The following is a 22,809-nucleotide window of genomic DNA, read 5'->3' as shown; positions in this document are numbered from 1 at the left end:
ATCCGTATAAAATTTTGTTATTTCCATCCATCTTGGCCAAGGAGTGGTACAAAAGCGAAATTGTCAAACTCTTCCTGGACAATTTTAGTAGCTGTCTTTTTAGTGAGTCTGAGCATTTTCTGGGTTTTCCTGTCCCCAACAGGAATGACCAAAATCCCACCTATTTTTAGCTGTTTCAATAAAGGTTTGGGTACAATTGGTGCTCCGGCAGTGACCAATATTTTATCAAAAGGTGCCTGTGCCGGCATTCCCTGTGAACCATCGCCAAAATAGAAATTAAGCGGTATTCCGATTTTGGTCAGGAATTTTTTAGTCCTGTCGTAGAGCTTTTTTTGATACTCTATGGTATGGACTTCAGCTCCCAAAAGATGTAAAATTGCACCTTGATAGCCGGACCCTGTTCCGATTTCCAAAACCTTATCTCCCTGCTTGATCTGCAGCAACTCAGTTTGAAAAGCAACAGTATAAGGCTGTGAAATGGTCTGCCCCTCTCCAATAGGAAAAGCCTTGTCTTCATAAGCATGGGAATCCAAAGCCGTATCAAAGAAAAAATGTCTGGGAAGTGTGTTGATGGCAGAAAGAACTGCCTCATCTTTTATACCTTTTGATCTGATTAATTTTACCAATTCTCTTCGCTGACCTTTGTGACGGTAGCTGTCTTCTAATTTCAACATGCCCATGGAGAAACTTTTAATAAAGCTGCTAAGTTAAGGTAATAATTGGCTTATTTTGAGCTTAAATTTGCAGATGATGCTTATCAGCTGAATTATTGGATCATAAATCACGAAAATGTTTACAGGAATAATTGAGACGCTGGGAACCGTCGACAAGATTGCTAGAGAAGGGAGTAATGTTCACTTTGATATTAGTTCTCCTATTACGCACGAACTCAAGATCGATCAGTCTGTTTCCCATAATGGGGTCTGTTTGACGGTAGTGGCCATTGAGGGAGACAGCTACAGGGTGACAGCCATTGATGAGACCTTGAAAAAAACCAATCTCAAATCCTGGTCTATTGGGAAAAAGGTCAATTTAGAACGTTGCATGCCAGCAAATGGCCGTTTTGATGGCCATATCGTGCAGGGACATGTGGATCAGATCGGAAGGGTGGAAAGTATCAAGGAAGAAGATGGCTCTTGGATTTTTGATTTTTCCTTTGATCCATCAACCGGTAATGTGACAGTAGAGAAAGGTTCTATTACCATTAATGGCACAAGCCTTACCTGTTTTAATTCAAAAAACGGGAAGTTTACCGTAGCCATTATTCCTTACACGTTCGAACATACCAACTTTCATGAATTGAAGGTAGGGGATGAGGTCAACTTGGAGTTTGATATAGTGGGGAAATATATCCAAAGGATCATCAGAGGATATAGTATCTAACAGGTATTGTCCTCTTAATTCACCTACATAAAAAAGAGAAGGCTTGGATTTCCTGCTCTTTTTTATTGGCAAAAATCACTGTTTGGTAATTTTTTTGGAGATGGTGAAAAACAATTTGTAAGAGAGATAAGCTGCCAACACCCCAATCAGACCACCTACGATTACATCCCCTGGATAGTGCACACCAAGGTAAATTCTGGTGTAGGAAAAAAAGACAGCCCAAAGGAATAGCCATTTAATCTTTGGGTATTTGACAGCAAGACTTAAATTCATCAAAGTACCGATGGCAAAGCTATTGGCAGCATGGGAAGAAGCAAAACCATACATGCCGCCGCATTTGCCGTAATTATGGATCATACCATTGATCAATACATCATGGCAGGGTCTTAACCTTTCAAAAAAAGGTTTCATCAGGGCTGAGGTAAACTGGTCGGCCAGTAAAATAGATAGTCCCACTGCCAACAAGACCCACCAACCTTGTTTGCCATATGTTTTCCAGATCAGATAAATCAAAAATACATACAGCGGAATCCATGGATAAGTTTGGGTAAGCGTGTACATGATCGGGTCTAAAAAATCTGAATGGAAGCCATTCAGAAATATAAAAAGCGCTTCATCCCATTGTTGTATTGTTTCCATTAGCCTGATATGTTGTTTATAAACTCAACCAATCAATATCCTTTTTCAGGTAGTTGAGGGTCATTTCTTCCTTGGAGCCTTTTTCAGGTTGGTGCATGTATTCCCAGTTTGCCATAGGAGGCATGCTCATCAAGATGCTTTCTGTGCGGCCGTTGGTATCCAAACCGAATTTCGTGCCTGCATCCCAAACCAGGTTAAACTCCACATATCTACCTCTTCTTAAGGCCTGCCATTTTTTTTCGATTTCGCCAAATGCCAAAGTACTGTTTTTGGCCATGAAATGTCTGTATATTTTTGGGAACAGGTAGCCTACAGATTTGACGAATTCGAAAATATTGGTCATTTCGGAGGAATCATTGCTGGAAAGTCTATCAAAGAATATCCCACCAATTCCTCTTGTTTCTTGTCGATGCTTGATGAAAAAATAATCATCCGCCCATTTTTTAAATTTGGGGTAATATCCCTTGTCAAAATGGTCACAGGTTTCTTTAACCTGCTGATGGAAATATTTGGCATCTTCCAGATCAATGTAATGAGGTGTAAGGTCAATGCCACCGCCAAACCACTTCACGCCATTGCTCATCTCAAAGTAACGGATATTCATATGGATGATAGGAACCATCGGGCTTTCCGGGTGCAGAACGATGGAAACACCAGTAGCATAAAAATCAGCCTGTTCCAGTTGAAGTTTATTCAGGATTTTTTCAGGAGTCGGTCCTTCTACAGCAGAAAAGGCTACGCCGCCTTTTTCAATCACATTTCCATGCTGAAGGATACGGGTCCTGCCACCACCCCCTTCAGGCCTCTGCCACTTGTCTTCACGGAATTTACCTTTTCCATCTCCCAGTTCAAGTTCACTGCAGATGTGGTCTTGAATATCCATGAAGTCTTGGGTAATCTTATATTTATCTATCATTGATGCTCGGTGAAAAGCGTTTTAATGTCTTTGTTTAGTCTTCAATTTCCAATGTTTCCAGGATATCCGCCAATTCATCGAAATCTTTAAGGCCCGGTTTGATTTCATCTCCTCCGGCCATTTCAATGCCTTTTACCCCGGTTTTTTCGATAGTTTCCATCACATGAGCTGCATCAATCCCAAAACCCAGCAGTACCTGACACTGCTCCGCAAGCGTTTTGATTTGGACTTCAACATCCTTGTCCATTTGTAAGGAGTCTGTAACCAGCAAGAGCGTAACCTGGAAATCGTTATAAGATGCTGCTTTTTTGATCAAGTCTTCAATATCCTCAATTTTTTCAACCTGTTGCTTAAGGATAATGCCGTAGCTGGTATTCGCCAACATTTTGAGGTGTATTTCTTCCTGAATCTGTATATGGCTGATGCCTGGGTAATCTTGCAGAGTGGTCAAAATCCTTTCAGGGTGGGTGTGTTCAAATTCCGCCACGAATTCCAATCCTGAAAGCCAATCTGTGATTTCCTTGAATTTTTCAGGAGATATAAAATTCTTATTATTTTCTTCCAGACAGAATCCCATTAGGTTTACCTGCATTCCAGAGCAATATCGTGCATCAGAAAGGTTGTTTACAGAGGATATTTTTACAAAAGTTTTGAGCGCCATGATATCATTAGATTGATTTTCTTGGCGCTAAGGTAAAAGATTTCGATCTAAAAATGTATTTTTAACGCAATCTAAGGCAGAGTTTATGCGCTTATCTGTGGTATTGATCTTGTTTATTTTTGGCTTATTTGCCGGTTCCTGTAGGGAAATAGAAAACCCCAGGACTGACTTTGGGGAGGATTATCAGCCTTTGGAGGTTGGATTGTATTGGATTTATGAAGTCGAAGAAACCATTGTCTTTGGTGAAAATGACAGCCAAACAGAAACTTTCTTTTTAAGGGATATCATCGATTATAGTTACCGTAATGCGGAAAATCAGGAAGTATTTGTGATCAATCGTGCAAAATCAGCTGACAGGATCAATTGGGAAATTACAGGCTCCTATGCAATGCAGTATGTGAGGAGTACTTTGGTCCGTAATTATGAGAACCAATTGACGATCAATCTTGTTTTCCCTCCGGAATTAGGTAAATCCTGGGATGCCATGGTCTTGTCAGCAGCTAATCCTGATGAATTTCAAATTGCCTTTATGGGGAATGTCACAGTTGGAGAGCAAACCTTTCAACGTTCTCTGAGGGTGGTCCAGGAAGAGGATGATGATGAGATTACATTCAGGGACAATAGATACGAAGTATTTACAAAAGGCATAGGACTTGTAGAGCAATATTATGAAGTATTTACCTATTGCTCCAGAAATGACTGTTTGGGACAGATGATCCTTGACTCAGGCAGAAAGACACATTTAAAAATCATTATGCATGGCAAAATTTAAGCTGATCCTTTTCTTTACTTTTTTACTTACCGGGGCTTTTCAACTGCAGGCCCAAAACCGCTATGCAATTCACTACAAGTTCAAACCTCAGGATGGATTTTCACTTGCCCAACCAGCGCAATATCTGACGTCAAAATCTATTGAAAGGAGAGAAAGGCAAGCGATAGCCATCGATAGTCTGGACCTTCCTGTCAGTGAAAAGTACATTCAGGAAGTCAGAGGTTTTGTGGATGGTTTTCTTTATCACAGCAAATGGGAAAATGCTTCTTTGGTCATTGCAAAGGAAGAGAGTATAGCAGCAATTCAGAACTTACCTTTTGTGGAAAAAGTGGTTTTGGCTGCCCCAGGTTTTGTAGCGGATGGAACAGCTTTGAATAGGACCAAAGAAAAGGTAGGCTTGACGATAAATCTGAATCTGAAAGCTAAAACCAATAAAGCCAATGCAGCATACGAAATGCAAAATGCGATCCTGGGTATACAGGAAATGCATGAAGCCGGATTTAAGGGCAAGGGCGTGACTGTAGCAGTTTTTGATGCGGGATTTCCAGGTGTTGATCATATACCTGCTTTTGCTCATTTGTTTGATAATGGTCAGTTAATCGGAAGCAAGGATTTTGTGCATGTCTGGAATGATAATGTATTTACCAAAAACCAACATGGCACCAATGTACTTTCCCTCATGGCCACAGATGACCCTGATTTAATAGTAGCGGCAGCCCCTGAAGCAAATTATATCCTCTGCATCACTGAAGAGGTGGCCACGGAATACCGAATAGAGGAATACAATTGGATCAAAGCAGCTGAATATGCGGATAGTTTGGGTGTCGATATCATCAATAGTTCTTTGGGATATTGGGATTTTGATGACAGGAGTATGAATTACACGGTTGAGGATATGGATGGGGAAACTGCCCTGATCAGCCGTGGGGCCCATATTGCAGGAAATAAAGGTATATTGGTTGTGACCAGTGCAGGCAATTATGGCACAAGGGGTGAATTTTCCATTACTGCTCCCGCAGATGCCAAGGGAATCCTGGCAATCGGAGCCGTAAATTCCTCACTGCAAAGAGCAGGATTCAGTTCACAGGGACCGACGGTAGATGGTCGTATCAAGCCTGATGTATCCACATATGGCGAACAGGTTTGGCTATTGCGCCCAAATGGTAACCTGGGTACTTCCAATGGCACTTCGTTTTCTTCTCCACAAGTTGCGGCATTTGCTGCAGGTTTATGGCAGGCCAGACCGGAGTGGACAAAAGATCAGTTGATTGAGGGGATTTTAAAGAGTTCCTCTCAGGCCAATAATCCGGATAATCTTCTTGGGTATGGTATTCCTAATTTTGTAAAAGCCTATTTTGGGGAAATTTTGGGTATTGCAGAAGAAGAAAATGAAGATAATTGGAAAGTGTACCCTAATCCTGTTGAGGGGACAGATTTGTTCGTGAAATTCGGAAATCAGGAAGTGGGGGAGTTTTCCTTAATCGATGCAAATGGAAAGGTACTTCAAAAGTCAAATGTGAAAAGAACTTCTTTACAGGATCCTTTTGAGGTTGTGATTCCGGATTTGCCGAGCGGTGTTTATATAGTGGAAATGTATTCCGGAAATCAGGTAAAAAGGACAAAGTTGATGAAAAGGTAGGTGGCCATTGGTATTTTTATTTCTTTTGCAGCAAAATCCAACATAACCCCTCATGTCAGTATTTATAGCCCCCTCAGTACTAGCGGCAGATTTTGCCAATATCCAGAAAGAAGTAGAAATGTTGAATGCTTCGGCATGCGATTTTATCCATGTGGATATTATGGATGGTGTATTTGTGCCCAACATTTCTTTTGGTATTCCTGTCACGGAAGCCATCAAGAAACATGCAACCAAGCCTTTGGATGTGCATTTGATGATTGTCAATCCTGATCACTATCTTGAAGCATTCAGAAACGCAGGTGCAGAGATCATATCTGTTCATTATGAGGCATGTCCACATTTGCACAGGACTTTACAGGTTATCAAATCCCTAGGCTGTAAAGCAGGTGTAGCCATTAATCCCCACACCCCTGTTTCCTTATTGGAAGATGTTATTCAGGATATTGATTTGGTATGTGTGATGTCTGTCAATCCGGGATTTGGTGGACAGCGCTTTATTGAAAACACCTACAACAAGGTGAAGCAGCTGAAGGCCATGATTGAGGCAAATGGAGCTTCTACCTTGATTGAAATTGATGGTGGCATCAATCAGGCAAATGCTCCTAAATTAAGGGCCGCCGGTGCTGACGTATTGGTGGCGGGAAGTTTTGTGTTTTCGTCTCCTGATCCTATAGAGACCATCAAAAACCTTAAAAGTATCTCATAATCAGCATTGTGGATTAATTACCTTTGGTTGGGAAAATTTGCCATTTAACAAAAATTAAGGTTGATTTTTCAATGAATTTCTTGTGATTTTGGCAGATATGCCCCTTATTGTAAAATAGATATTTCAACCAAAAAATTAATTTAAACCAATTATTGCTATGAAAAGAGTATTCGTGTTGGCATTCCTGTTGTTGGGAATTTTCAGTGTTCAAAGCTTTGCACAGGAAGCAAGCGAAGAAGTTACCGAAGAGGAAATGGTAAAATATGCAGCGATGGAAGCCAAAGTTCAGGCTTATATCCAGGATAAGCAGACTACCATGGAAGAAATGATCAAAAACAATGAAGTTTTAGGTGGAGGCGCAAGGTACAATGAAATCAAAGGTGCTTGGGGTAATGATGAAAAGCTTGCTGAAATTGAAGCAACGGACGAAGAAAAAGCTGCTTTTGAAGAGATCCAGAATTATATTGACTCCATCGGTGATGAAGTGAAAGAATATATGACAGGATTGATCATGGACAAGGAAGTTTTGGGTGCCGCTACCTACAACAAAGTAAGAAAAGCCATGTCAGCAGATCCAGCTGTGAAAGAAAAAATCAACTCTTTGATTACTGAAATGAAAGAAAGTGGAGAAGAAGAGGGTGTAGCCCTTTAATTCATCCTTTGACCAATAAAACACAAAAAGGCCTCCTGATTTGGAAGCCTTTTTGTGTTTTATGATGTATAATTTATATTTTCGAATTCGTTATGTATGCTATGAGGAAATATTTTGTCGCAGTTTTGATCCTAGTCTTTAGTGGAAGCACCTTTGCTCAAGATGATATTTTTGGGATTGATACCAGGGCCAGGGATAAGGCCAGGAAGTCTGACAGTGATATTGGGAATTTTACCAGAAATATAATTTCCAATTTCAGTTTTGAATTTTCAGGAGGAGGGGCCTATCATACCCAGGTAATGGATTTCAATTCAGAGACTCCGGGACAATACCCCATAGCACAATATAGATTGGATAACCCGAGGGAATTGACCGCTGAGGATACTATCCGTTTTACAGGTGGGGATGTGGCATTTCCCATCAATCTAGGCGTGAGGTTGAATTTGTTCAATACATTGACCTTGGGTGCAGGGTACGGAAGGGAGTTTGGGTCTATGGGCAATATCAAAGGGGATGATTTTGAAGTTTTATGGCAGCGAAACCGTTATACTTTTGACAAGCTTTACGGTACAGTAGGCCTGGTTTTGTATGATGCCAGTAAGCGGGCGAAGTTTCTGAACTGGAGATACAGAAAATTTTCATCCAACAACCTGTATATGCAGGGGGAGAAAAATCAGCGTATCAGACAGGTTTACCCATGGCGATTTGTATTAGAAGGGGAATTCGGCAGCCTATTTTTAAGACAGAATGTTCATGAAAGGTTACTTACAGATGGCAAAACCTATTATGGAGCAGGTCTGAGGATAGAAAAGGAGTTTTCCGAATATTCCAGGTTATTCATTAAAACCGGTGTTGAACTGAGGGATTTTGTGTTTCAAGCAGAAAACCTCAGTGAAATCCAAAATTTAAAGCAAACCTTATACGTAGCGCAAGTTGGTTTTTCTATCAATTTACCTGGGACAAAAAGATGTAAAGTTCCAGGTTGTGGTGTGGTAATGAAGCACTTACATGACGGGGTGGAGTATAGGGGCAGTTCGATCTTCAATTTACAGAACAGAAAGGTGGGGCAGTGGTACAAATAGTCACCAAATTAAGGCCCTAAAGACCAAATAATCTGTTTTAAAAGCGTGATCTTTTTACTAACTTGCCCGCTTATTGAGTGTAAATAATAATATGGCGCAAGGAGAAAACGAGAACATTATACCAATTAACATTGAGGATGAAATGCGTGGTGCCTACATCGATTATTCGATGTCGGTAATTGTTTCCAGAGCTCTTCCAGATGTCCGCGACGGACTTAAGCCGGTGCATAGAAGAATTCTTTTCGGAATGCAGGAACTCGGCGTTTTACATAACAAACCTTTTAAGAAGTCAGCAAGAATTGTCGGTGAGGTATTGGGTAAATACCACCCACATGGTGATTCGGCAGTATATGAGACCATGGTGCGTATGGCGCAGCCTTGGTCCCTGAGATATCCATTGGTGGATGGTCAGGGTAACTTTGGGTCTGTGGATGGTGACAACGCCGCCGCGATGCGTTATACTGAAGCAAGGCTGAAAAGGATTGCGGAGGAATTGTTGATTGATATCAACAAAGAAACTGTTGACTTTCAGTTTAACTTTGATGACTCCTTAAAGGAACCGGTAGTGTTACCGGCCAAAATACCTGCGCTGTTGTTGAACGGTGCTTCTGGAATTGCGGTAGGTATGGCTACCAATATGGCTCCCCATAATTTGGGAGAAGTGGTGGACGGTATCATTGCTTATATCGATAATAGAGACATCACCATTTCAGAATTGATGGAACACATTATCGCTCCTGATTTTCCTACCGGTGGAATTATCTATGGTTACAATGGTGTAAAAGCTGCTTTTGAGACTGGAAGAGGCAGGATCATCATCAGGGGAAAGGCAGACATCGAAACCAAGGATAATGGGAAGGAATCCATTATCATCACCGAGATACCGTATTTGGTCAATAAGGCCAATATGATTGAGAAAACCGCTCAGTTGATCACTGAGAAGAAGATAGATGGTATTTCTGCGATCAGAGATGAATCTGACCGTCAGGGTATGAGGATTGTGTATGAATTGAAAAGAGATGCCATATCCAACGTGGTATTGAACAATCTCTATAAGCAAACGCAACTTCAGACCTCATTCTCTGTCAATAATGTGGCACTGGTAAAAGGCAGACCACAGACCCTTAACCTGAAAGATATGATTGTGCACTATGTCAGCCATAGGCACGAAGTAGTGGTCAGAAGAACGGAATATGAGCTGAGGGAAGCGGAGAAAAGAGCACATATATTAGAAGGATATCTAATTGCATTGGATCATTTGGATGAAGTGATCGCTTTGATCAGAAGTTCGAGAGACCCTGAAACAGCCAGAAATGGTTTGATGGAGAAATTCAGCCTTAGTGAAATTCAGGCAAGAGCCATCTTGGATATGCGACTGCAACGCCTTACCGGCATGGAGCGTGAGAAGATTCAGGAAGAATATAAAGAGATCATGGCATTAATTGAAGATCTGAAAGACATCTTGGGTAGTGAGGAAAGAAGGATGCAGATCATCAAGGATGAACTTACTGAGATGAAGGATCGCTACAATGATTCACGTCGTACAGTCATCGAGCATAATGCTGAGGACTTCAGCTATGAGGATATGATTCCTAACGAGGAAGTGATCATTACGGTATCCCATCAAGGTTACATCAAAAGGACATTACTTGCGGAGTATAGGACTCAGGGAAGGGGAGGAGTTGGTTCTAGAGGGGCCTCTACGAAGGATGATGACTGGACCGAGTACCTATTTACTGCTTCTACCCATAATTATCTCTTGATATTCACTGATCATGGAAAATTATTCTGGTTGAAAACTTATGCGATTCCTGAAGGATCCAAGGTTTCGAAAGGAAGACCTATTCAAAACCTGATCAATATTGAATCTGATGATAAAATCAGATCCATTATACAGGTTGGTGATCTTAATGATGAGGATTATATCAACAATAACTATTTGGTTATGGTAACCAAGCAGGGCATCATCAAAAAGACAGCCTTGGAGTCATATTCGAGACCTAGGACCAATGGTATTATCGCACTGAATATCAGGGAAGATGATCAGCTTCTTCGAGTGGATATGACCAATGGAGATTCCCATATCATCATTGCTGCAAAATCCGGTCGTGCTATTCATTTCCACGAGTCTACCGTAAGGCCAATGGGCAGGACTGCCACTGGAGTAAAAGCCATAACGTTAAGTGATGTTAACGACAGTGTAATTGGCATGGTATGTGCTTCTAGAGAAGATGCAAGTCTGCTGGTAGTTTCAGAGAATGGATACGGTAAAAGATCGCCATTGGATGAATACAGAATTACCAATAGAGGTGGCAAGGGTGTGAAGGCCATGAATGTGACTGAGAAAACCGGTAATCTGGTCGCCATCAAAGAAGTGGTGGATACAGATGACCTGATGATCATCAACAAATCAGGTATCACTATCCGAACTCCAGTTTCTGATCTGAGGGTTATGGGCCGAGCCACCCAAGGTGTGAGGTTGATCAAGTTGAGTGAAGGTGATGCCATATCGTCAGTTGAAAAAATCGAAAAGGACGATGAGGAGCAAACTGAAATTCAGGAGACTTCCGAAAATTAATAGAACTTAAACAGAACCAAACAATAAGCAAAATAGAAAACAAATGAAAAAGTTGTTCTTATCATTAGCATTGGTCGGTGTAGCGACTTTTGCTTTTGCCCAGAAAAAGGTGGTAAAATCAGCCGATAAAAATTTCAAGAAGGGTGACTTGGAGCTTGCTCTCGAAGAAATCAACGGCGCTTTACAAGATCCTGAAACCAAAGATGATCCAAATACTGCATTGCTAAAGGCTAAAATTCAGACAAAAATGTTTGAAGCTGATGAAGACTTTGCTGCAACTACAGTAAGTACAGGTCATGCCGCTTTAGAAAGTTTTCAGCAAACCATGAAAATGGCAGGTGGAGACAAGGATAGTAAAATCGGTAAAGAAGTGTATAAAGAAGATCTTCCGGGAATGCCTGATAACCTTAGACCATTCTCCTTGATGTCTTTGAAAAACGCAGCTTTCAACAAGGCTATTCAAACCTACGAAGAAGATGATTATGCGATGTCATACGAGTTCTTCAACTTGGTATCTGAAATAGATCCTATGGATACTACAGCACATTTCAACGCCGGGTACCTTGCTTACCAAGAGCTTGGAAAAGCAGCAGAGGCTAAAAAGCATTTCGACAAACTGATCACTATTGATGACTATGATAAGTTGAACACTTATTATTTCTTGGTGCAGATAGCGAGCTCTGAAGAGCAGGATCCTGAGCAAGCTTACAAATATGTAAGTATGGCCAGAAAAGAATATCCTGAAGACAAAACCTTGTCTGAGTTTGAAGTACAGTTATTGCTTCAAATGAATAAAATGGACGAAGCAATGGCATCAGTGAAAGAAGCATTGAAGGATGATCCTAGCAACTCTGGTTTGTTGTTGAGATATGGTTATTTGTTGGAGCAATCCGGTGATATGGAAGGTGCTTTGGCTCAGTACAAAAAGGCTGTAGAAGCTGATCCTAACTTCTTTGAAGGAAATTATTACACTGGTGCAATTTATCTTGATAGGGCTAGAGCTATTTTGGCTGAAGTAAACAACCTATCTGATGAAGAATGGGAAAAAAGAGCTCCAGAAATGGGTGCGCAAGCGGATGGACTTTACAGAGATGCTGTTCCATATTTTGCAAAAGCATCTGAACTGAAGCCTGATAATACAGAGATTTTGGAAATCTTATTCCAGATTCATACTAGATTGAAGAACACTGCAGAGGCAGAGAAATACAATCAAAAACTGATTGCTCTTTTAGGTCCTGATTGGATGGACAGATAAAAGCAGTTAAACAAACAAAAAAGCTATCCGTTATGGATAGCTTTTTTTGTTTGTTTACACGAAGCCAAACCCTTTAGTAAAAAAACTGTTTCTTTTATTTGTAGCTTCTATTAGTTTTTAAGCCAAATTGATCAATTATGAAAAACCCAAAATGGTTGCTTATCAGCTTATGCTGTTTATTTTCCATTAATTTATTTGCACAGGGTAATCCCTCTTCTATTATTTATCATGATTTGTTGAGGTTTCAGGAAACCAAAAGAATCCTTTATGTAGCAGCCCATCCTGATGATGAAAATACCCGGCTGATTGCCTACCTGGCCAATGCCGAACATGCGGAAGTAGCTTATCTATCCCTTACAAGAGGTGATGGAGGGCAGAACCTTATCGGAAAGGAATTGGGGATTGAGTTGGGTTTGATCCGTACACATGAGCTGCTAAGGGCAAGGGAGACCGATGGCGGAAGGCAGTTTTTCAGCCGTGCACTGGATTTTGGATTCAGCAAGAATCCTGATGAAACTTTTAACAACTGGGATAGAGAAAAATTACTCTCTGATGTGGTTTGGATTGTGAGAAATTACCAGCCGGACATCATCATCAACAGGTTTAATACCATACCAGGAACTACCCACGGCCATCATACCTCTTCAGCTATGCTGAGTGTGGAGGCTTTTACCAAAGCAGCAGATCCAAAAGTGTTTCCGGAGCAATTAACTGCAACCAAGCCTTGGCAGGCAAAAAGGATTTTTTGGAATGCCTATAACTGGGGAGGGCAGTATGAACCTCAGGAAAACAAACTTTACCACAGGTTTATGGTGGGTGAGTTTAATCCACTTTTGGGAACGACTTATTCCCAAATTGCTGCAGATAGCCGAACCATGCATAAATCACAGGGTTTTGGTTCCACCTCACAGATTGGACAGGGAAATGATTTTATTGAAATGGTCAAAGGAGAATCCTTTACCAATAATCCTTTTGAAGGAATAGGCAATAGATGGGAACTTCTTTCTAATGGGAAAGTGATCATTGCTTCTATTGAAAAGGCATTGAAGGAATTTAATTTTTTACAACCAGAAAAGAACATTCAAAATTTATTGGACATCAAAAAAGAATTGGATAGCCAAAATCTGGATGAAAAATGGTTGAAAGAAAAGAAAGCTCATATCGATAGGTTGATTATAGATGCATTAGGTATCAAAGGTGAGTTTGTCATCCGAAAAGAAATAGGTTATCCAGGAGAGAAAATCAATACTGAGTTGGTTTTCAACAACCCAAGTGAATTTCCAATATCCGTCAGATCTTTTGGTTCAGGTATTTTTACACAGCAAATCAATGCTGAGGCCAAAAACAATGTACCTGTTACACAGTCACTGGTAATTCAGATCCCAAAAGACTATCCGGTTTCTCAACCTTTCTGGCTACAAAATCCATTGGACAATAGTATTTTCGGTATCAATGATCCCAATAAAATAGGTCCTCCGATCAATGGAGCTACGATATCAGGGAATCTTCTTTTGAATTTGGATGGTCAGGAAATTCGAATGGATTTGCCTTTGAAATATAAGTACAACGATCAAGTTGATGGAGAGATCAATCAGCCATTTACGCTTGTACCGGAGGTGAATGTGAGTTTGGACAAGAAGAATTTATTCCTTATCCGTGGGGCAGATGACCTTCTAAAGGTTGAGGTTGCCTTTAGGGACCAAATGTTGGAAGGAGAAATACAGGTGTCAGGTCTTCAGTCTTCTCAATATGAAGTGATTGATACTTTCTATGATGAGCGTAGAAAAAGGATAGAATATTTCGTCAAGTTTTTGGATTCAGATCAAGAAAAGAAAGAGGTCTTGGTAACCTTCGTCACCAAAGACGGCAGGAGGTTTAGTCAGGATACCAAAAGGATCATTTATAAGCATATTCCAAATTTGACCTATTTTACCAATACAAGCTTAAATTTGGTCAAAATGGATATCAAGATTTCAGGTCAGAGTGTGGGGTATATTCCGGGTGCAGGAGATGATGTGCCCGAAGTACTGAGAAGTTTGGGCTATCAGATATCTATCTTGGATGATGCGGATATCAGAAAAAGCAGATTGAAGGATTTTGCCACCGTGATAGTAGGAATTAGAGCATTCAATGTTAATCAAAGTCTTGCCGACAATGTAGATGAATTAATGGAATATGTGAAAGAAGGAGGGAATGTGATCGTTCAGTACAATACGTCCTCACCTTTGTTGACCAGGGAATTGGGACCATATCCCTTTAGCATTTCCAGGGAAAGGGTCACTGTCGAGGGATCCCCTGTTGAAGCAGATTATTCACATTCTGTCTTCAGTCAACCAAATCAAGTAAGTCAGCATGATTTTGAAGGCTGGGTACAGGAAAGAGGGCTTTATTTTACCAGCAATTGGGATCAACAATATACCAGTCCATTGACGCTTCAGGATCCGGGAGAAGAGGCTAATCAAGGCTCTCTCTTGTTTACCCGATATGGAAAGGGGACTTATACCTATTCAGGAATTTCCTGGTTCAGACAATTGCCGGCAGGAGTACCTGGGGCCATCAAAATATTTGTCAATCTAATAGAACAAGGTGGTGAAAGATAATATCAAGTGGAATAATTGGTACATCGCACTGATGCTGGTTTTGGGCATTTTGGTTTTATTGTTTTATTGGCTTAAAACCAATTATTCATGAGTTCTATTGATTGGTTAGTACTATTTGGAACCCTAATGGCCATAGTAGGCTATGGGGTGTACAAGACATATGGCATCAAGGATATGGACAGCTATATCCGTGGCACGGGGAATATGAACTGGTGGACTATTGGTCTGTCGATTATGGCAACCCAAGCTTCAGCGATCACTTTCCTGAGTACGCCAGGTCAGGCTTATGAGGATGGGATGCGGTTTATCCAGTTCTATTTTGGTCTGCCCTTGGCAATGATTATCCTTTCGGTGACCTTTCTTCCTATTTTCTACAAGCTCAAAGTTTATACGGCTTATGAGTTTTTGGAAAACAGGTTTGATCTGAAAACGAGAACCTTGGCAGCATTTCTGTTTGTGATACAGAGAGGCTTGGCAGCGGGTATTACGATTTATGCGCCGGCGATCATTTTATCTACTTTGTTGGGTTGGAATCTGACCTTTACGAACGTATTTATTGGAGTATTGGTGATCATTTATACTGTTTCGGGAGGTACTAGAGCGGTTTCTATAACCCAAAAACAGCAAATGGCCATTATGATGGGGGGGATGATACTCGCAGGGATATTGGTTATTTATATGCTTCCGGTGAAGTTTACCGATGCCCTGCATGTGGCGGGTAAAATGGAAAAGCTCAATATTGTCAATTTTGAGCTGGATTTGGCTGATCGGTATAATTTCTGGTCCGGTATGACTGCAGCCGTATTTTTGTTTATGTCTTATTTTGGCACAGATCAATCTCAGGTTCAACGCTATCTTTCAGGTAGTTCTCTGACACAGAGCAGGATGGGGCTGATGATGAATGGATTGTTGAAGGTACCAATGCAGTTCATCATCCTATTCATAGGTGTGATGGTATTTGTGTTTTATCAATTCTTCCAACCTCCAGTAGTTTTCAATAAGGTTCAGACTGAGCAATTGGAGAATTCAGCATATAGAGAGGATTATTTTCTCCTTCAGGATGAATTTTCTCAGGCTTTTAAGGAAAAGAACAAGCAGATCCAAACCATGCTGGGTGCGGTAGAGCGAAATGATGAAACAGGAGTTCTTGAGGCAAAGGCCAAAATTCAGGAACAAATGGCCCATCAGGAAAAGGTGAGGACTGAAGTCAAAGAATTGATTGTTAAAAATAATCCTGATGCCGAAACCAGGGATACAGATTATGTTTTTATGCGTTTTGTGATGGATTACCTCCCTACGGGCGTCATAGGTCTCTTATTTGCGGTGATCTTCAGTGCCGCCATGTCTTCTACGGCTTCCGAATTAAATGCCTTAGGATCGACCACTACCATAGATGTTTACAGACGATCCATTGCCAAGCACGGAAGTCAGTACCATTATTTGGTTTCCTCCAAGCTGTTTACTGCAATTTGGGGCATTTTTGCCATCTTATTTGCGACTTATGCTACTTTGTTTGAAAACCTGATTCAGGCAGTGAATCTATTGGGGTCTCTTTTTTATGGGACGATATTGGGGATTTTTGTGGTTGGTTTTTATATGAAATGGGTGAGGGGGAATGCGGTGTTTATAGCCGCGTTTTTGGCTGAAGCCCTCATATTATTGATTCATTATAAAAACGGAGAAAGTCTATTCGGTATAGATATCAATATTGGTTTTTTGTGGTACAATGCAATTGGTTGTTTGGCAGTAATGCTATTTGCTGCTTTGATACAGTTAGTAAAGAGAGATTGGAAATAGGTAATACCTATGGGATTGTTGCTGGGATATGTAGTCCCAGCAGCACAATCTTTTGGTAGAAATTTAGGGATTCATGGATTTTACCACAATAGAAACATAGGAGAACACATAGTTTCTCCCTAGTGAAAAATTATAGACTATTAAGTATTCACTAATGGGTTTAAAGGAGCACATTGTGCCATCGGCACAACCTATCGGTAGATAAGGCCGGATATTGTGCATCGGTCCCATAGGGACCGCCTCTAAAATTTCGAGAAGCACCGGACGAAAAAGCCACGGATTCAAATCCGTGGCTTTGGGTTTTGAAGCAACTTTAGGTCAGAGTATTTTTATCTGGTAATCGGCTGAGGAAATACAGCCAGACTCTCATGACCTCCTTCTCCCACTGCCTGTACAGCAAAGAAGTAATTGTCTTTGGAGTAGGGGATGCTCAAGGTAGTGTCTTCGGTATAAAATTTCTTTTGCCACATAGAGGCATCAGTTTCTCTCATCAGAACATAGTAACCTTTTGCTTTTCCTTTTTCCGGTGCTTCCCATCTCAGGGTGGAGGTATTGCTCAACCTTCTCACATCAATGCCTACATTGGTAGGTTCTGAAGGCGCGTTTGCCAGGGAAGCCAAAGAGGCCAGGTTGATACCTGTAACCTTTCTCATATATTCAAAGTCAACAAATTCCGGAAGATCGCCATATTGAATGCCGTTCTCTACACGGACATTTTCATGTTGGTGATAGTAATTCTCGTTCATTTCACAGACTCTGATTGCCGTAAATCCCCTTTGGGCAAATGGCGTGTGGTCACCACCTCTTAAGAAGCGGTCATTCCTATACACCAGTTTAACTTCAAGTTGGTCCACATATCTTTCTCCCAGTTCTTTCATGTATCGGGCTAGTTGTCTGGATTTACTGTCGTTTTCACCGTTGGTATATCTTCTGATTGCTGCCATTCTTTCTGTTTCAGCTGATGGTACACCTTCTGAAAAAATCCTGACACGGGTATTGTCATTGATATTGGTTTCGGAGGAATTGCTGTTGCCGATCATGTCATTGTTGAGCATAGCCACCAAGTTCCAGTTTTCATTTAGGGCTTTTTCAGCTAAATAAGCGGCGCCTTTAAGTCCTTGCTCTTCTCCGGATACAATGACAAATATGATAGTGGCTTTAAATTGTTTTTTGGACATGATTCTGGCAAGTTCAATGACTGCTGCCACACCAGAACCATCATCATTGGCACCAGGAGCGTCTATTTCTGTATTCATGACATCAAGCGCTCTACTGTCAATATGAGCTGAAATGATAAAAACCCTATTATCATTTGGGTCGGTACCCTTTAGGGTAGCCATCACATTTCCGATTTTACTGTCAGAAGGAATTCTTCTTCCATCTGCTTCGACTGTAAAAAAGTCAATTTCTGAACTTAACCTTCCATTGGCATTTGCTTCGAAGGATTTGAAATGTGTCAATGCATAATTCTGTGAGGCCAGAATACCTTCATTTGGATCATCTTTGCTTAGGGTATGTCTGGTTCTGAAAGCTGCCAGTTCACGGACATACTTTTCCAAATTGGTAGCGGAAATCTCCTGTACCATTCCGGCAATTTCTGCATCTCTATGAACAATCTGGGTTTGGGCAATACTTAAATGGGTGATAAAATAGGTGATGAGCACTAAAATTCTTTTCATAATCAATAGGTATCATTTTGAATGGCTTAAATTTACAATGTGTTAAACCGAAAATAAACTCAAATTACATGAACGAATTATTAATACCGCAGGAAGGTGAATATAATCCTTATTATGAAACCTATATCAATTGGGTAAAAGGAAAAGACCTTCCCAAGATACTGCTTTCTCAAATTGAAGAAGTGAGAATTTTTTTTGAAAAAATGGGAGAGGAAAAAAGTAAGTTGGCTTATGCAGAAGGAAAATGGTCAGCCAAGGAAGTTTTAGGGCATATCACAGATACAGATAGGGTGATGGCTTACAGAGCACTCAGTATTGCGAGGGGAGAACAGGCATCTCTTCCTGGTTTTGATCAGGATGCTTATGTTCAGAAGGCTTTGTTTAATGAAGTTCCATTAGTCAGATTACTGGAAGAGTTTGAAATGACGAGATATGCTTTGGTTTCTATGCTGAGGAATATTCCTGAATCTACCTATGTTAATTTTGGTGTGGCCAACAATGTTCCGGTAACTGTACGCGCGTTATTCAATATTATTGCAGGGCATACTATTCATCACATGAATATTTTGAGTGAAAGATATGTCTGATTGTCAGTGATTTGGTTCTTGTTAATAAAAATTTAATCTCCAAATTGCCTGATTTTTGTTAATTTTGTAGAATTTATCTAATACAAAATAATTTTATTATCTATGAAAAGAACAAGAGCACAGGAATCCAGAGCAGCCATTGAGAAACTTTATATTACCATGAGGCACCTTTTTATGAGAGGTTCATACAAGCCCATGGGAGTTTCCGGTGAGTCTTTGGTGGATTCCCTTTTGGTGTTAAGTCCTGAGATTTACGGTTTATTGGCCCAGGACGAAAAAATTGAACTGGATGGCTTATTATATGTAATGGAAAGGCTTCCAAGAGGAATAGAGGAATGCCGATATATTCGATTGATCAGTAGGGAAGGATATGAGAATTCAACTTTCCAGGCAATAGTACCTGCTAAGAGGAAGCGTAACTGCTACAGGGTAGATGATGATCAGATGTATGTAGAAATGACAAGGGGTAGGTCAGATATTTATGATATTTTGACACATTTGACTTTTCTCTACATAGAGTCTGAAAAAATCAAATCCAACAGTACAGATGCCAAAGGCAGGATAGATCTTAATTGGGAGATGCTTGGGAAAATTATTGAAAAAGAAGAAAAGGGTGAGGAGTTTGACCAAGAAGTAGCTTGTTCGTATCTGAGTCATGTCATTGGTCGAACTTTTGACGAGACCCATGAAGCTGTTAAGAAGTTTGAATCTTCTCCGCATACCAATAGTTTGTTCAGGATAGTATATCACTTGGGTAAATTGGCTATGGGAGAGGTGTTTGAAGGGAAGGACAGGGAGATTTCTTTTTCATCGACATTGAGACAAAGAGTTGGTCATCACGTTTATGGGGAACTATGGGCAAATAAGATTAAAAGTGTACTTTTTGAAAAAGGGCTGATTGAAAGGCCGATTCATATTGTATCTGCCAATCTGCATAGTTTTTTGAATACTGTCTACGGTCATCAGGCTTTAGGGCTTAAATCTTTTGAGGAGGTTGAGCAAGTAGCAATGGAAATCAGTGTAGGAAGCAAAAACCACAAGGGTAAGGAGATCCTGAGCTACGCACAGAAAAATGGGTTTATTCAAGTAGATGATGAATCTGGAACCAATATTCATGTTCAGCTGATTGACACGCTTGCGATGAGTAAGGATACAATCTTGCATGGATGTCCACTTCCAGAGGATCCGAAAAAGCGTCCTGTCATCTTGATAATGGATTATGCTTTTGGTGAGCAGGCCTATGAGTGTTTTGATGAACTTTTGAAGCCATATGAGACAGAAGATGGGAAAAGTTATCCTTTGAATGTCTTATCTGCCTCCATTATGGGGAAAGCCGGTATCCTGACTGGGAAAAAAGGAGATATCATGATTCCGGATAGTCACGTATTTGAGGGTACAGCGGATAATTATCCTTTCAAGAATGAGCTGAGTAAAAAAGATTTTGAAGGCTATGGTCTTGGAGTATGTCAGGGGACCATGTTTACGGTGCTAGGTACCTCTCTTCAGAATAAAGACGTATTGAGTTATTTAATGGAATCTTCCTGGAAAGCTATAGGATTGGAAATGGAGGGCGCTCACTATCAAAAAGCCATTCAATCTGAAAGTATCATCCGTCAAAGCATCCGGAAAAATGTCAAAGTTCTATATGCCTACTATGCATCAGATAACCCATTAGAGACAGGAAGTACCCTCGCATCGGGTGCTTTAGGCATGGAAGGCGTAAAACCGACCTATTTGATTACTTACAAAATTTTGCAGAAGTTATTTTCAAAAGGTTGAAAAGTAATAATATTTTGTTTTAATACCGTTTAATAAAATCTTCATCTAAAATCAGGTGAAGATTTATTTTTTTATTTTCTTTTTAAGCATGTTTTTTAGTTGTGTCTTTAATCATGCTCAAATATGATTTTCATCATGTTATTTCGGTAAATAGTTATCCAAATTTGTTTCAACAAACAACCTCAACTAAAATGAAAAAAAGAATGATATGGATGTCGGCGATAATGATAATTGTCCTGATGTCATTGAATGTGTCACTTTTCGCTCAAACAAAATATAGCCTGGCTCCATCACCGGAGTTAAAAGTTGAAGGAGGTTCAACGCTTCATGATTGGCATATGACTTCCAATACTGCAAAGGGAGAAGGCATGTTTGAAATGGAGGGTAGCCAGTTCAAAGGGATTAAAAGCTTAACGGTAACCTTGGTAGCTGAAACATTGAAAAGCGGTACCAAAGGTTTGGACAACAATGCTTATAAGGCATTGCAGACTACAAAACACAAAGAGATCAAATTCACCTTAAAAGAAATCACAGGTTCAGGTAACAATTACCAAGCTAAAGGGGATTTCACCATCGCTGGGGTAACAAAACCGGCATCTTTCCCTGTAAAATTAGTACAAAATGGCAATAAGCTGACTTTTGATGGAAGTTTTGCCACCAAACTCACCTACTTCTCTGTAGACCCACCAACAGCTTTGATGGGTACAGTAAAAACAAAAGACGAAATTACAATTTCTTTCAAAACAACATTTCAACCTACAAATTAATTTTCCACGAGTATGAAAAAGTACATTATTGCCGCGATTGCAGTAATCGGATTCATTGTGTCCGGTTTAGCACAGGGTCTTCAGAGAGATATGCAATTCTGGAGATCATATGACCAAAGAGGTATCAACGTCTTCGAAACTGGTAAAGAAGATACAGTTGCATACGATGGTATGAAAGTAAGAATTGGTGGCCATTTCACCCAACAGTGGCAAAACTTGAGTCACTCAAATACAGCTACGCCAAATGTAAATGCAAACAACGTAAACCTTAACCAATTGATCGATATTGGCGCGGGTACTAACCTGGCAACAGCCAACTTGAATATTGACGTTGCTTTGGCTGATGGTCTTCGATTGAACTTGGTGACCTATCTGTCTTCAAGACACCATCCTGAAACATGGGTGAAAGGTGGTTTCATTCAAGTTGATAAATTGGGCTTCTTGAATCTTGGTAACACTGACTGGTTTGACAAATACCTGACTGTAAGAGTTGGTCACATGGAAATCAACTATGGTGATGCACACTTTAGAAGATCAGATAATGGTAACGCGATGTATAACCCATTTGTAGGTAACTACATCATGGATGCCTTTACAACTGAAGTTGGTGGTGAAATCTTCTTCCAGAATAATGGATGGTTAGCCATGGCTGCAGTAACAGGTGGTGAGATTCAAGGTGGTGTAACTAATCCAGCTAACAGAAAGCCAAACTTTATCGGTAAATTTGGTTATGACAACTATGTAGCTGAAGACCTGAGATTGAGATTGACCGGTTCTATCTACACTACTTCAAGTTCTGCTAGAAATACGCTTTGGGGTGGTGACCGTGCCGGCTCAAGATACTACTTGGTAATGGAAAACACTTTGGCTACTACAGCGGCACAATTTACCTCTGGTAGATTCAACCCTAACCAAACCAATAATATCACTGCGTGGGTGATCAACCCATTCATCAAATACAAAGGTTTGGAATTCTTTGGTAACTTTGAGCAATCCACTGGAGCTGCAAGAGGTGAAGCCGAAGACAGAACTTGGACCCAAATCGGAACTGACTTAGTTTACAGATTTGGTACCAATGAGAAGTTCTACGTAGCTGGTAGATACAATAAAGTTGACGGTACCTTGTTCGGTTCAGGACTTGATGTCAACATGGAAAGAATCCAAGTAGGCGGTGGCTGGTTTGTTACCAAAAATGTCTTGGCAAAATTGGAATATGTTAGCCAAAACTATAACAACTTCGCTGCCAATGATATCAGAAATGGTGGTAAATTTAACGGCCTAATGATTGAAGGCGTGATTGGCTTCTAAACTTAAAAC

The 22,809-nt window shown here is 40.4% G+C and carries 19 protein-coding genes; 14 read left to right on the top strand and 5 right to left on the bottom strand.

Translation table 11 applies throughout. The features are described from left to right. Window positions 1–17: 17 nt before the first annotated feature. Window positions 18–674: a protein-L-isoaspartate(D-aspartate) O-methyltransferase gene (locus ACFFIP_RS00720; RefSeq protein ID WP_382385638.1), complete on the bottom strand. Its 657-nt coding sequence runs from the start codon at window positions 672–674 to the stop codon at window positions 18–20. A 115-nt stretch (window positions 675–789) separates the two neighbouring features. Here ACFFIP_RS00720 and ACFFIP_RS00715 point away from each other — a divergent pair, with 115 nt between their 5' ends. Next, complete coding sequence (locus ACFFIP_RS00715) at window positions 790–1,383, top strand: riboflavin synthase (RefSeq protein ID WP_382385637.1); 594 nt, start codon at window positions 790–792, stop codon at window positions 1,381–1,383. 75 nt (window positions 1,384–1,458) lie between these two features. Here the strand turns inward: ACFFIP_RS00715 and ACFFIP_RS00710 are convergent, their stop codons facing one another. Genes ACFFIP_RS00710 through trpF form a run of 3 tightly spaced genes read right to left on the bottom strand, consistent with a single transcriptional unit; the run spans window position 1,459 to window position 3,599 of the window. Further along, entirely contained in the window at window positions 1,459–2,022 is a 564-nt protein-coding gene (locus ACFFIP_RS00710; RefSeq protein WP_382385636.1) for a phosphatase PAP2 family protein, read from the bottom strand. A gap of 16 nt (window positions 2,023–2,038) precedes the next feature. After that, window positions 2,039–2,938, bottom strand: coding sequence for an oxygen-dependent coproporphyrinogen oxidase (gene hemF / locus ACFFIP_RS00705; protein ID WP_382385635.1), 900 nt, complete (start codon window positions 2,936–2,938; stop codon window positions 2,039–2,041). A gap of 34 nt (window positions 2,939–2,972) precedes the next feature. After that, window positions 2,973–3,599, bottom strand: a complete 627-nt coding sequence (trpF, locus tag ACFFIP_RS00700) for a phosphoribosylanthranilate isomerase (protein ID WP_382385634.1) — start codon at window positions 3,597–3,599, stop codon at window positions 2,973–2,975. Between the two features lie 85 nt (window positions 3,600–3,684). Here trpF and ACFFIP_RS00695 point away from each other — a divergent pair, with 85 nt between their 5' ends. From ACFFIP_RS00695 to ACFFIP_RS00655, 9 genes are all read left to right on the top strand, one after another. Beyond that, the gene (locus ACFFIP_RS00695) at window positions 3,685–4,371 is read left to right on the top strand and encodes a hypothetical protein (protein ID WP_382385633.1); all 687 of its coding nucleotides are present in this window, start codon (window positions 3,685–3,687) and stop codon (window positions 4,369–4,371) included. Then, window positions 4,358–6,010 carry a S8 family serine peptidase gene (locus ACFFIP_RS00690; RefSeq protein ID WP_382385632.1) on the top strand — a complete coding sequence of 551 codons (1,653 nt, stop codon included), beginning with the start codon at window positions 4,358–4,360 and terminating at the stop codon, window positions 6,008–6,010. The genes ACFFIP_RS00695 and ACFFIP_RS00690 overlap by 14 nt, the downstream gene beginning before the upstream one ends. 52 nt (window positions 6,011–6,062) lie before the next feature. Then, window positions 6,063–6,716, top strand: a complete 654-nt coding sequence (rpe, locus tag ACFFIP_RS00685; protein ID WP_382385631.1) for a ribulose-phosphate 3-epimerase — start codon at window positions 6,063–6,065, stop codon at window positions 6,714–6,716. Window positions 6,717–6,873: 157 nt separating this feature from the next. Then, a complete protein-coding gene (locus ACFFIP_RS00680) occupies window positions 6,874–7,368 on the top strand; it encodes a hypothetical protein (protein WP_382385630.1) in 495 nt (164 codons plus the stop codon). A gap of 101 nt (window positions 7,369–7,469) precedes the next feature. Then, window positions 7,470–8,450 (top strand): hypothetical protein, encoded by a 981-nt coding sequence (locus tag ACFFIP_RS00675; RefSeq protein WP_382385629.1) that lies wholly within the window; start codon window positions 7,470–7,472, stop codon window positions 8,448–8,450. A gap of 91 nt (window positions 8,451–8,541) precedes the next feature. Continuing rightward, a complete protein-coding gene (gyrA, locus tag ACFFIP_RS00670) occupies window positions 8,542–11,028 on the top strand; it encodes a DNA gyrase subunit A (protein WP_382385628.1) in 2,487 nt (828 codons plus the stop codon). A 43-nt stretch (window positions 11,029–11,071) separates the two neighbouring features. After that, window positions 11,072–12,283: a tetratricopeptide repeat protein gene (locus tag ACFFIP_RS00665; protein ID WP_382385627.1), complete on the top strand. Its 1,212-nt coding sequence runs from the start codon at window positions 11,072–11,074 to the stop codon at window positions 12,281–12,283. A gap of 137 nt (window positions 12,284–12,420) precedes the next feature. Continuing rightward, on the top strand, window positions 12,421–14,883 hold the full coding sequence (locus tag ACFFIP_RS00660; protein WP_382385626.1) for a PIG-L family deacetylase: 2,463 nt from the start codon (window positions 12,421–12,423) through the stop codon (window positions 14,881–14,883). An 87-nt stretch (window positions 14,884–14,970) separates the two neighbouring features. Beyond that, a complete protein-coding gene (locus ACFFIP_RS00655) occupies window positions 14,971–16,680 on the top strand; it encodes a sodium:solute symporter family protein (RefSeq protein WP_382385625.1) in 1,710 nt (569 codons plus the stop codon). A 329-nt stretch (window positions 16,681–17,009) separates the two neighbouring features. Here ACFFIP_RS00655 and ACFFIP_RS00650 read toward each other — a convergent pair whose 3' ends face one another. Continuing rightward, the gene (locus tag ACFFIP_RS00650) at window positions 17,010–18,359 is read right to left on the bottom strand and encodes a M28 family metallopeptidase (RefSeq protein ID WP_382385624.1); all 1,350 of its coding nucleotides are present in this window, start codon (window positions 18,357–18,359) and stop codon (window positions 17,010–17,012) included. A gap of 68 nt (window positions 18,360–18,427) precedes the next feature. Here ACFFIP_RS00650 and ACFFIP_RS00645 point away from each other — a divergent pair, with 68 nt between their 5' ends. From ACFFIP_RS00645 to ACFFIP_RS00630, 4 genes are all read left to right on the top strand, one after another. Further along, window positions 18,428–18,946: a DinB family protein gene (locus ACFFIP_RS00645; protein ID WP_382385623.1), complete on the top strand. Its 519-nt coding sequence runs from the start codon at window positions 18,428–18,430 to the stop codon at window positions 18,944–18,946. Between the two features lie 102 nt (window positions 18,947–19,048). Next, window positions 19,049–20,725 carry a DUF6909 family protein gene (locus ACFFIP_RS00640; RefSeq protein ID WP_382385622.1) on the top strand — a complete coding sequence of 559 codons (1,677 nt, stop codon included), beginning with the start codon at window positions 19,049–19,051 and terminating at the stop codon, window positions 20,723–20,725. A 191-nt stretch (window positions 20,726–20,916) separates the two neighbouring features. Beyond that, on the top strand, window positions 20,917–21,492 hold the full coding sequence (locus ACFFIP_RS00635) for a YceI family protein (protein ID WP_382385621.1): 576 nt from the start codon (window positions 20,917–20,919) through the stop codon (window positions 21,490–21,492). 12 nt (window positions 21,493–21,504) lie between these two features. Further along, entirely contained in the window at window positions 21,505–22,800 is a 1,296-nt protein-coding gene (locus ACFFIP_RS00630; protein ID WP_382385620.1) for a hypothetical protein, read from the top strand. Window positions 22,801–22,809 lie beyond the last annotated feature (9 nt).

Origin of the sequence: Fontibacter flavus (genome assembly GCF_042432905.1) — a bacterium.
Classification (GTDB): Bacteria; Bacteroidota; Bacteroidia; order Cytophagales; family Cyclobacteriaceae; genus Fontibacter; species Fontibacter flavus.
The sequence above is the reverse complement of the archived record's forward strand: the minus strand, read 5'-3'. Positions and strand labels throughout refer to the sequence as shown.

Coding starts and splice junctions, on each gene's coding strand:
- ACFFIP_RS00660 (WP_382385626.1), top strand. CDS start 12,421: ATGAAAAACCCAAAATGGTTGCTTATCAGCTTATGCTGTTTATTTTCC.
- ACFFIP_RS00650 (WP_382385624.1), bottom strand. CDS start 18,359: ATGAAAAGAATTTTAGTGCTCATCACCTATTTTATCACCCATTTAAGT.
- ACFFIP_RS00690 (WP_382385632.1), top strand. CDS start 4,358: ATGGCAAAATTTAAGCTGATCCTTTTCTTTACTTTTTTACTTACCGGG.
- ACFFIP_RS00675 (WP_382385629.1), top strand. CDS start 7,470: ATGAGGAAATATTTTGTCGCAGTTTTGATCCTAGTCTTTAGTGGAAGC.
- ACFFIP_RS00655 (WP_382385625.1), top strand. CDS start 14,971: ATGAGTTCTATTGATTGGTTAGTACTATTTGGAACCCTAATGGCCATA.
- ACFFIP_RS00635 (WP_382385621.1), top strand. CDS start 20,917: ATGAAAAAAAGAATGATATGGATGTCGGCGATAATGATAATTGTCCTG.
- rpe (WP_382385631.1), top strand. CDS start 6,063: ATGTCAGTATTTATAGCCCCCTCAGTACTAGCGGCAGATTTTGCCAAT.
- ACFFIP_RS00720 (WP_382385638.1), bottom strand. CDS start 674: ATGTTGAAATTAGAAGACAGCTACCGTCACAAAGGTCAGCGAAGAGAA.
- ACFFIP_RS00630 (WP_382385620.1), top strand. CDS start 21,505: ATGAAAAAGTACATTATTGCCGCGATTGCAGTAATCGGATTCATTGTG.
- ACFFIP_RS00640 (WP_382385622.1), top strand. CDS start 19,049: ATGAAAAGAACAAGAGCACAGGAATCCAGAGCAGCCATTGAGAAACTT.
- ACFFIP_RS00665 (WP_382385627.1), top strand. CDS start 11,072: ATGAAAAAGTTGTTCTTATCATTAGCATTGGTCGGTGTAGCGACTTTT.
- ACFFIP_RS00695 (WP_382385633.1), top strand. CDS start 3,685: ATGCGCTTATCTGTGGTATTGATCTTGTTTATTTTTGGCTTATTTGCC.
- ACFFIP_RS00710 (WP_382385636.1), bottom strand. CDS start 2,022: ATGGAAACAATACAACAATGGGATGAAGCGCTTTTTATATTTCTGAAT.
- trpF (WP_382385634.1), bottom strand. CDS start 3,599: ATGGCGCTCAAAACTTTTGTAAAAATATCCTCTGTAAACAACCTTTCT.
- ACFFIP_RS00645 (WP_382385623.1), top strand. CDS start 18,428: ATGAACGAATTATTAATACCGCAGGAAGGTGAATATAATCCTTATTAT.
- ACFFIP_RS00715 (WP_382385637.1), top strand. CDS start 790: ATGTTTACAGGAATAATTGAGACGCTGGGAACCGTCGACAAGATTGCT.
- gyrA (WP_382385628.1), top strand. CDS start 8,542: ATGGCGCAAGGAGAAAACGAGAACATTATACCAATTAACATTGAGGAT.
- hemF (WP_382385635.1), bottom strand. CDS start 2,938: ATGATAGATAAATATAAGATTACCCAAGACTTCATGGATATTCAAGAC.
- ACFFIP_RS00680 (WP_382385630.1), top strand. CDS start 6,874: ATGAAAAGAGTATTCGTGTTGGCATTCCTGTTGTTGGGAATTTTCAGT.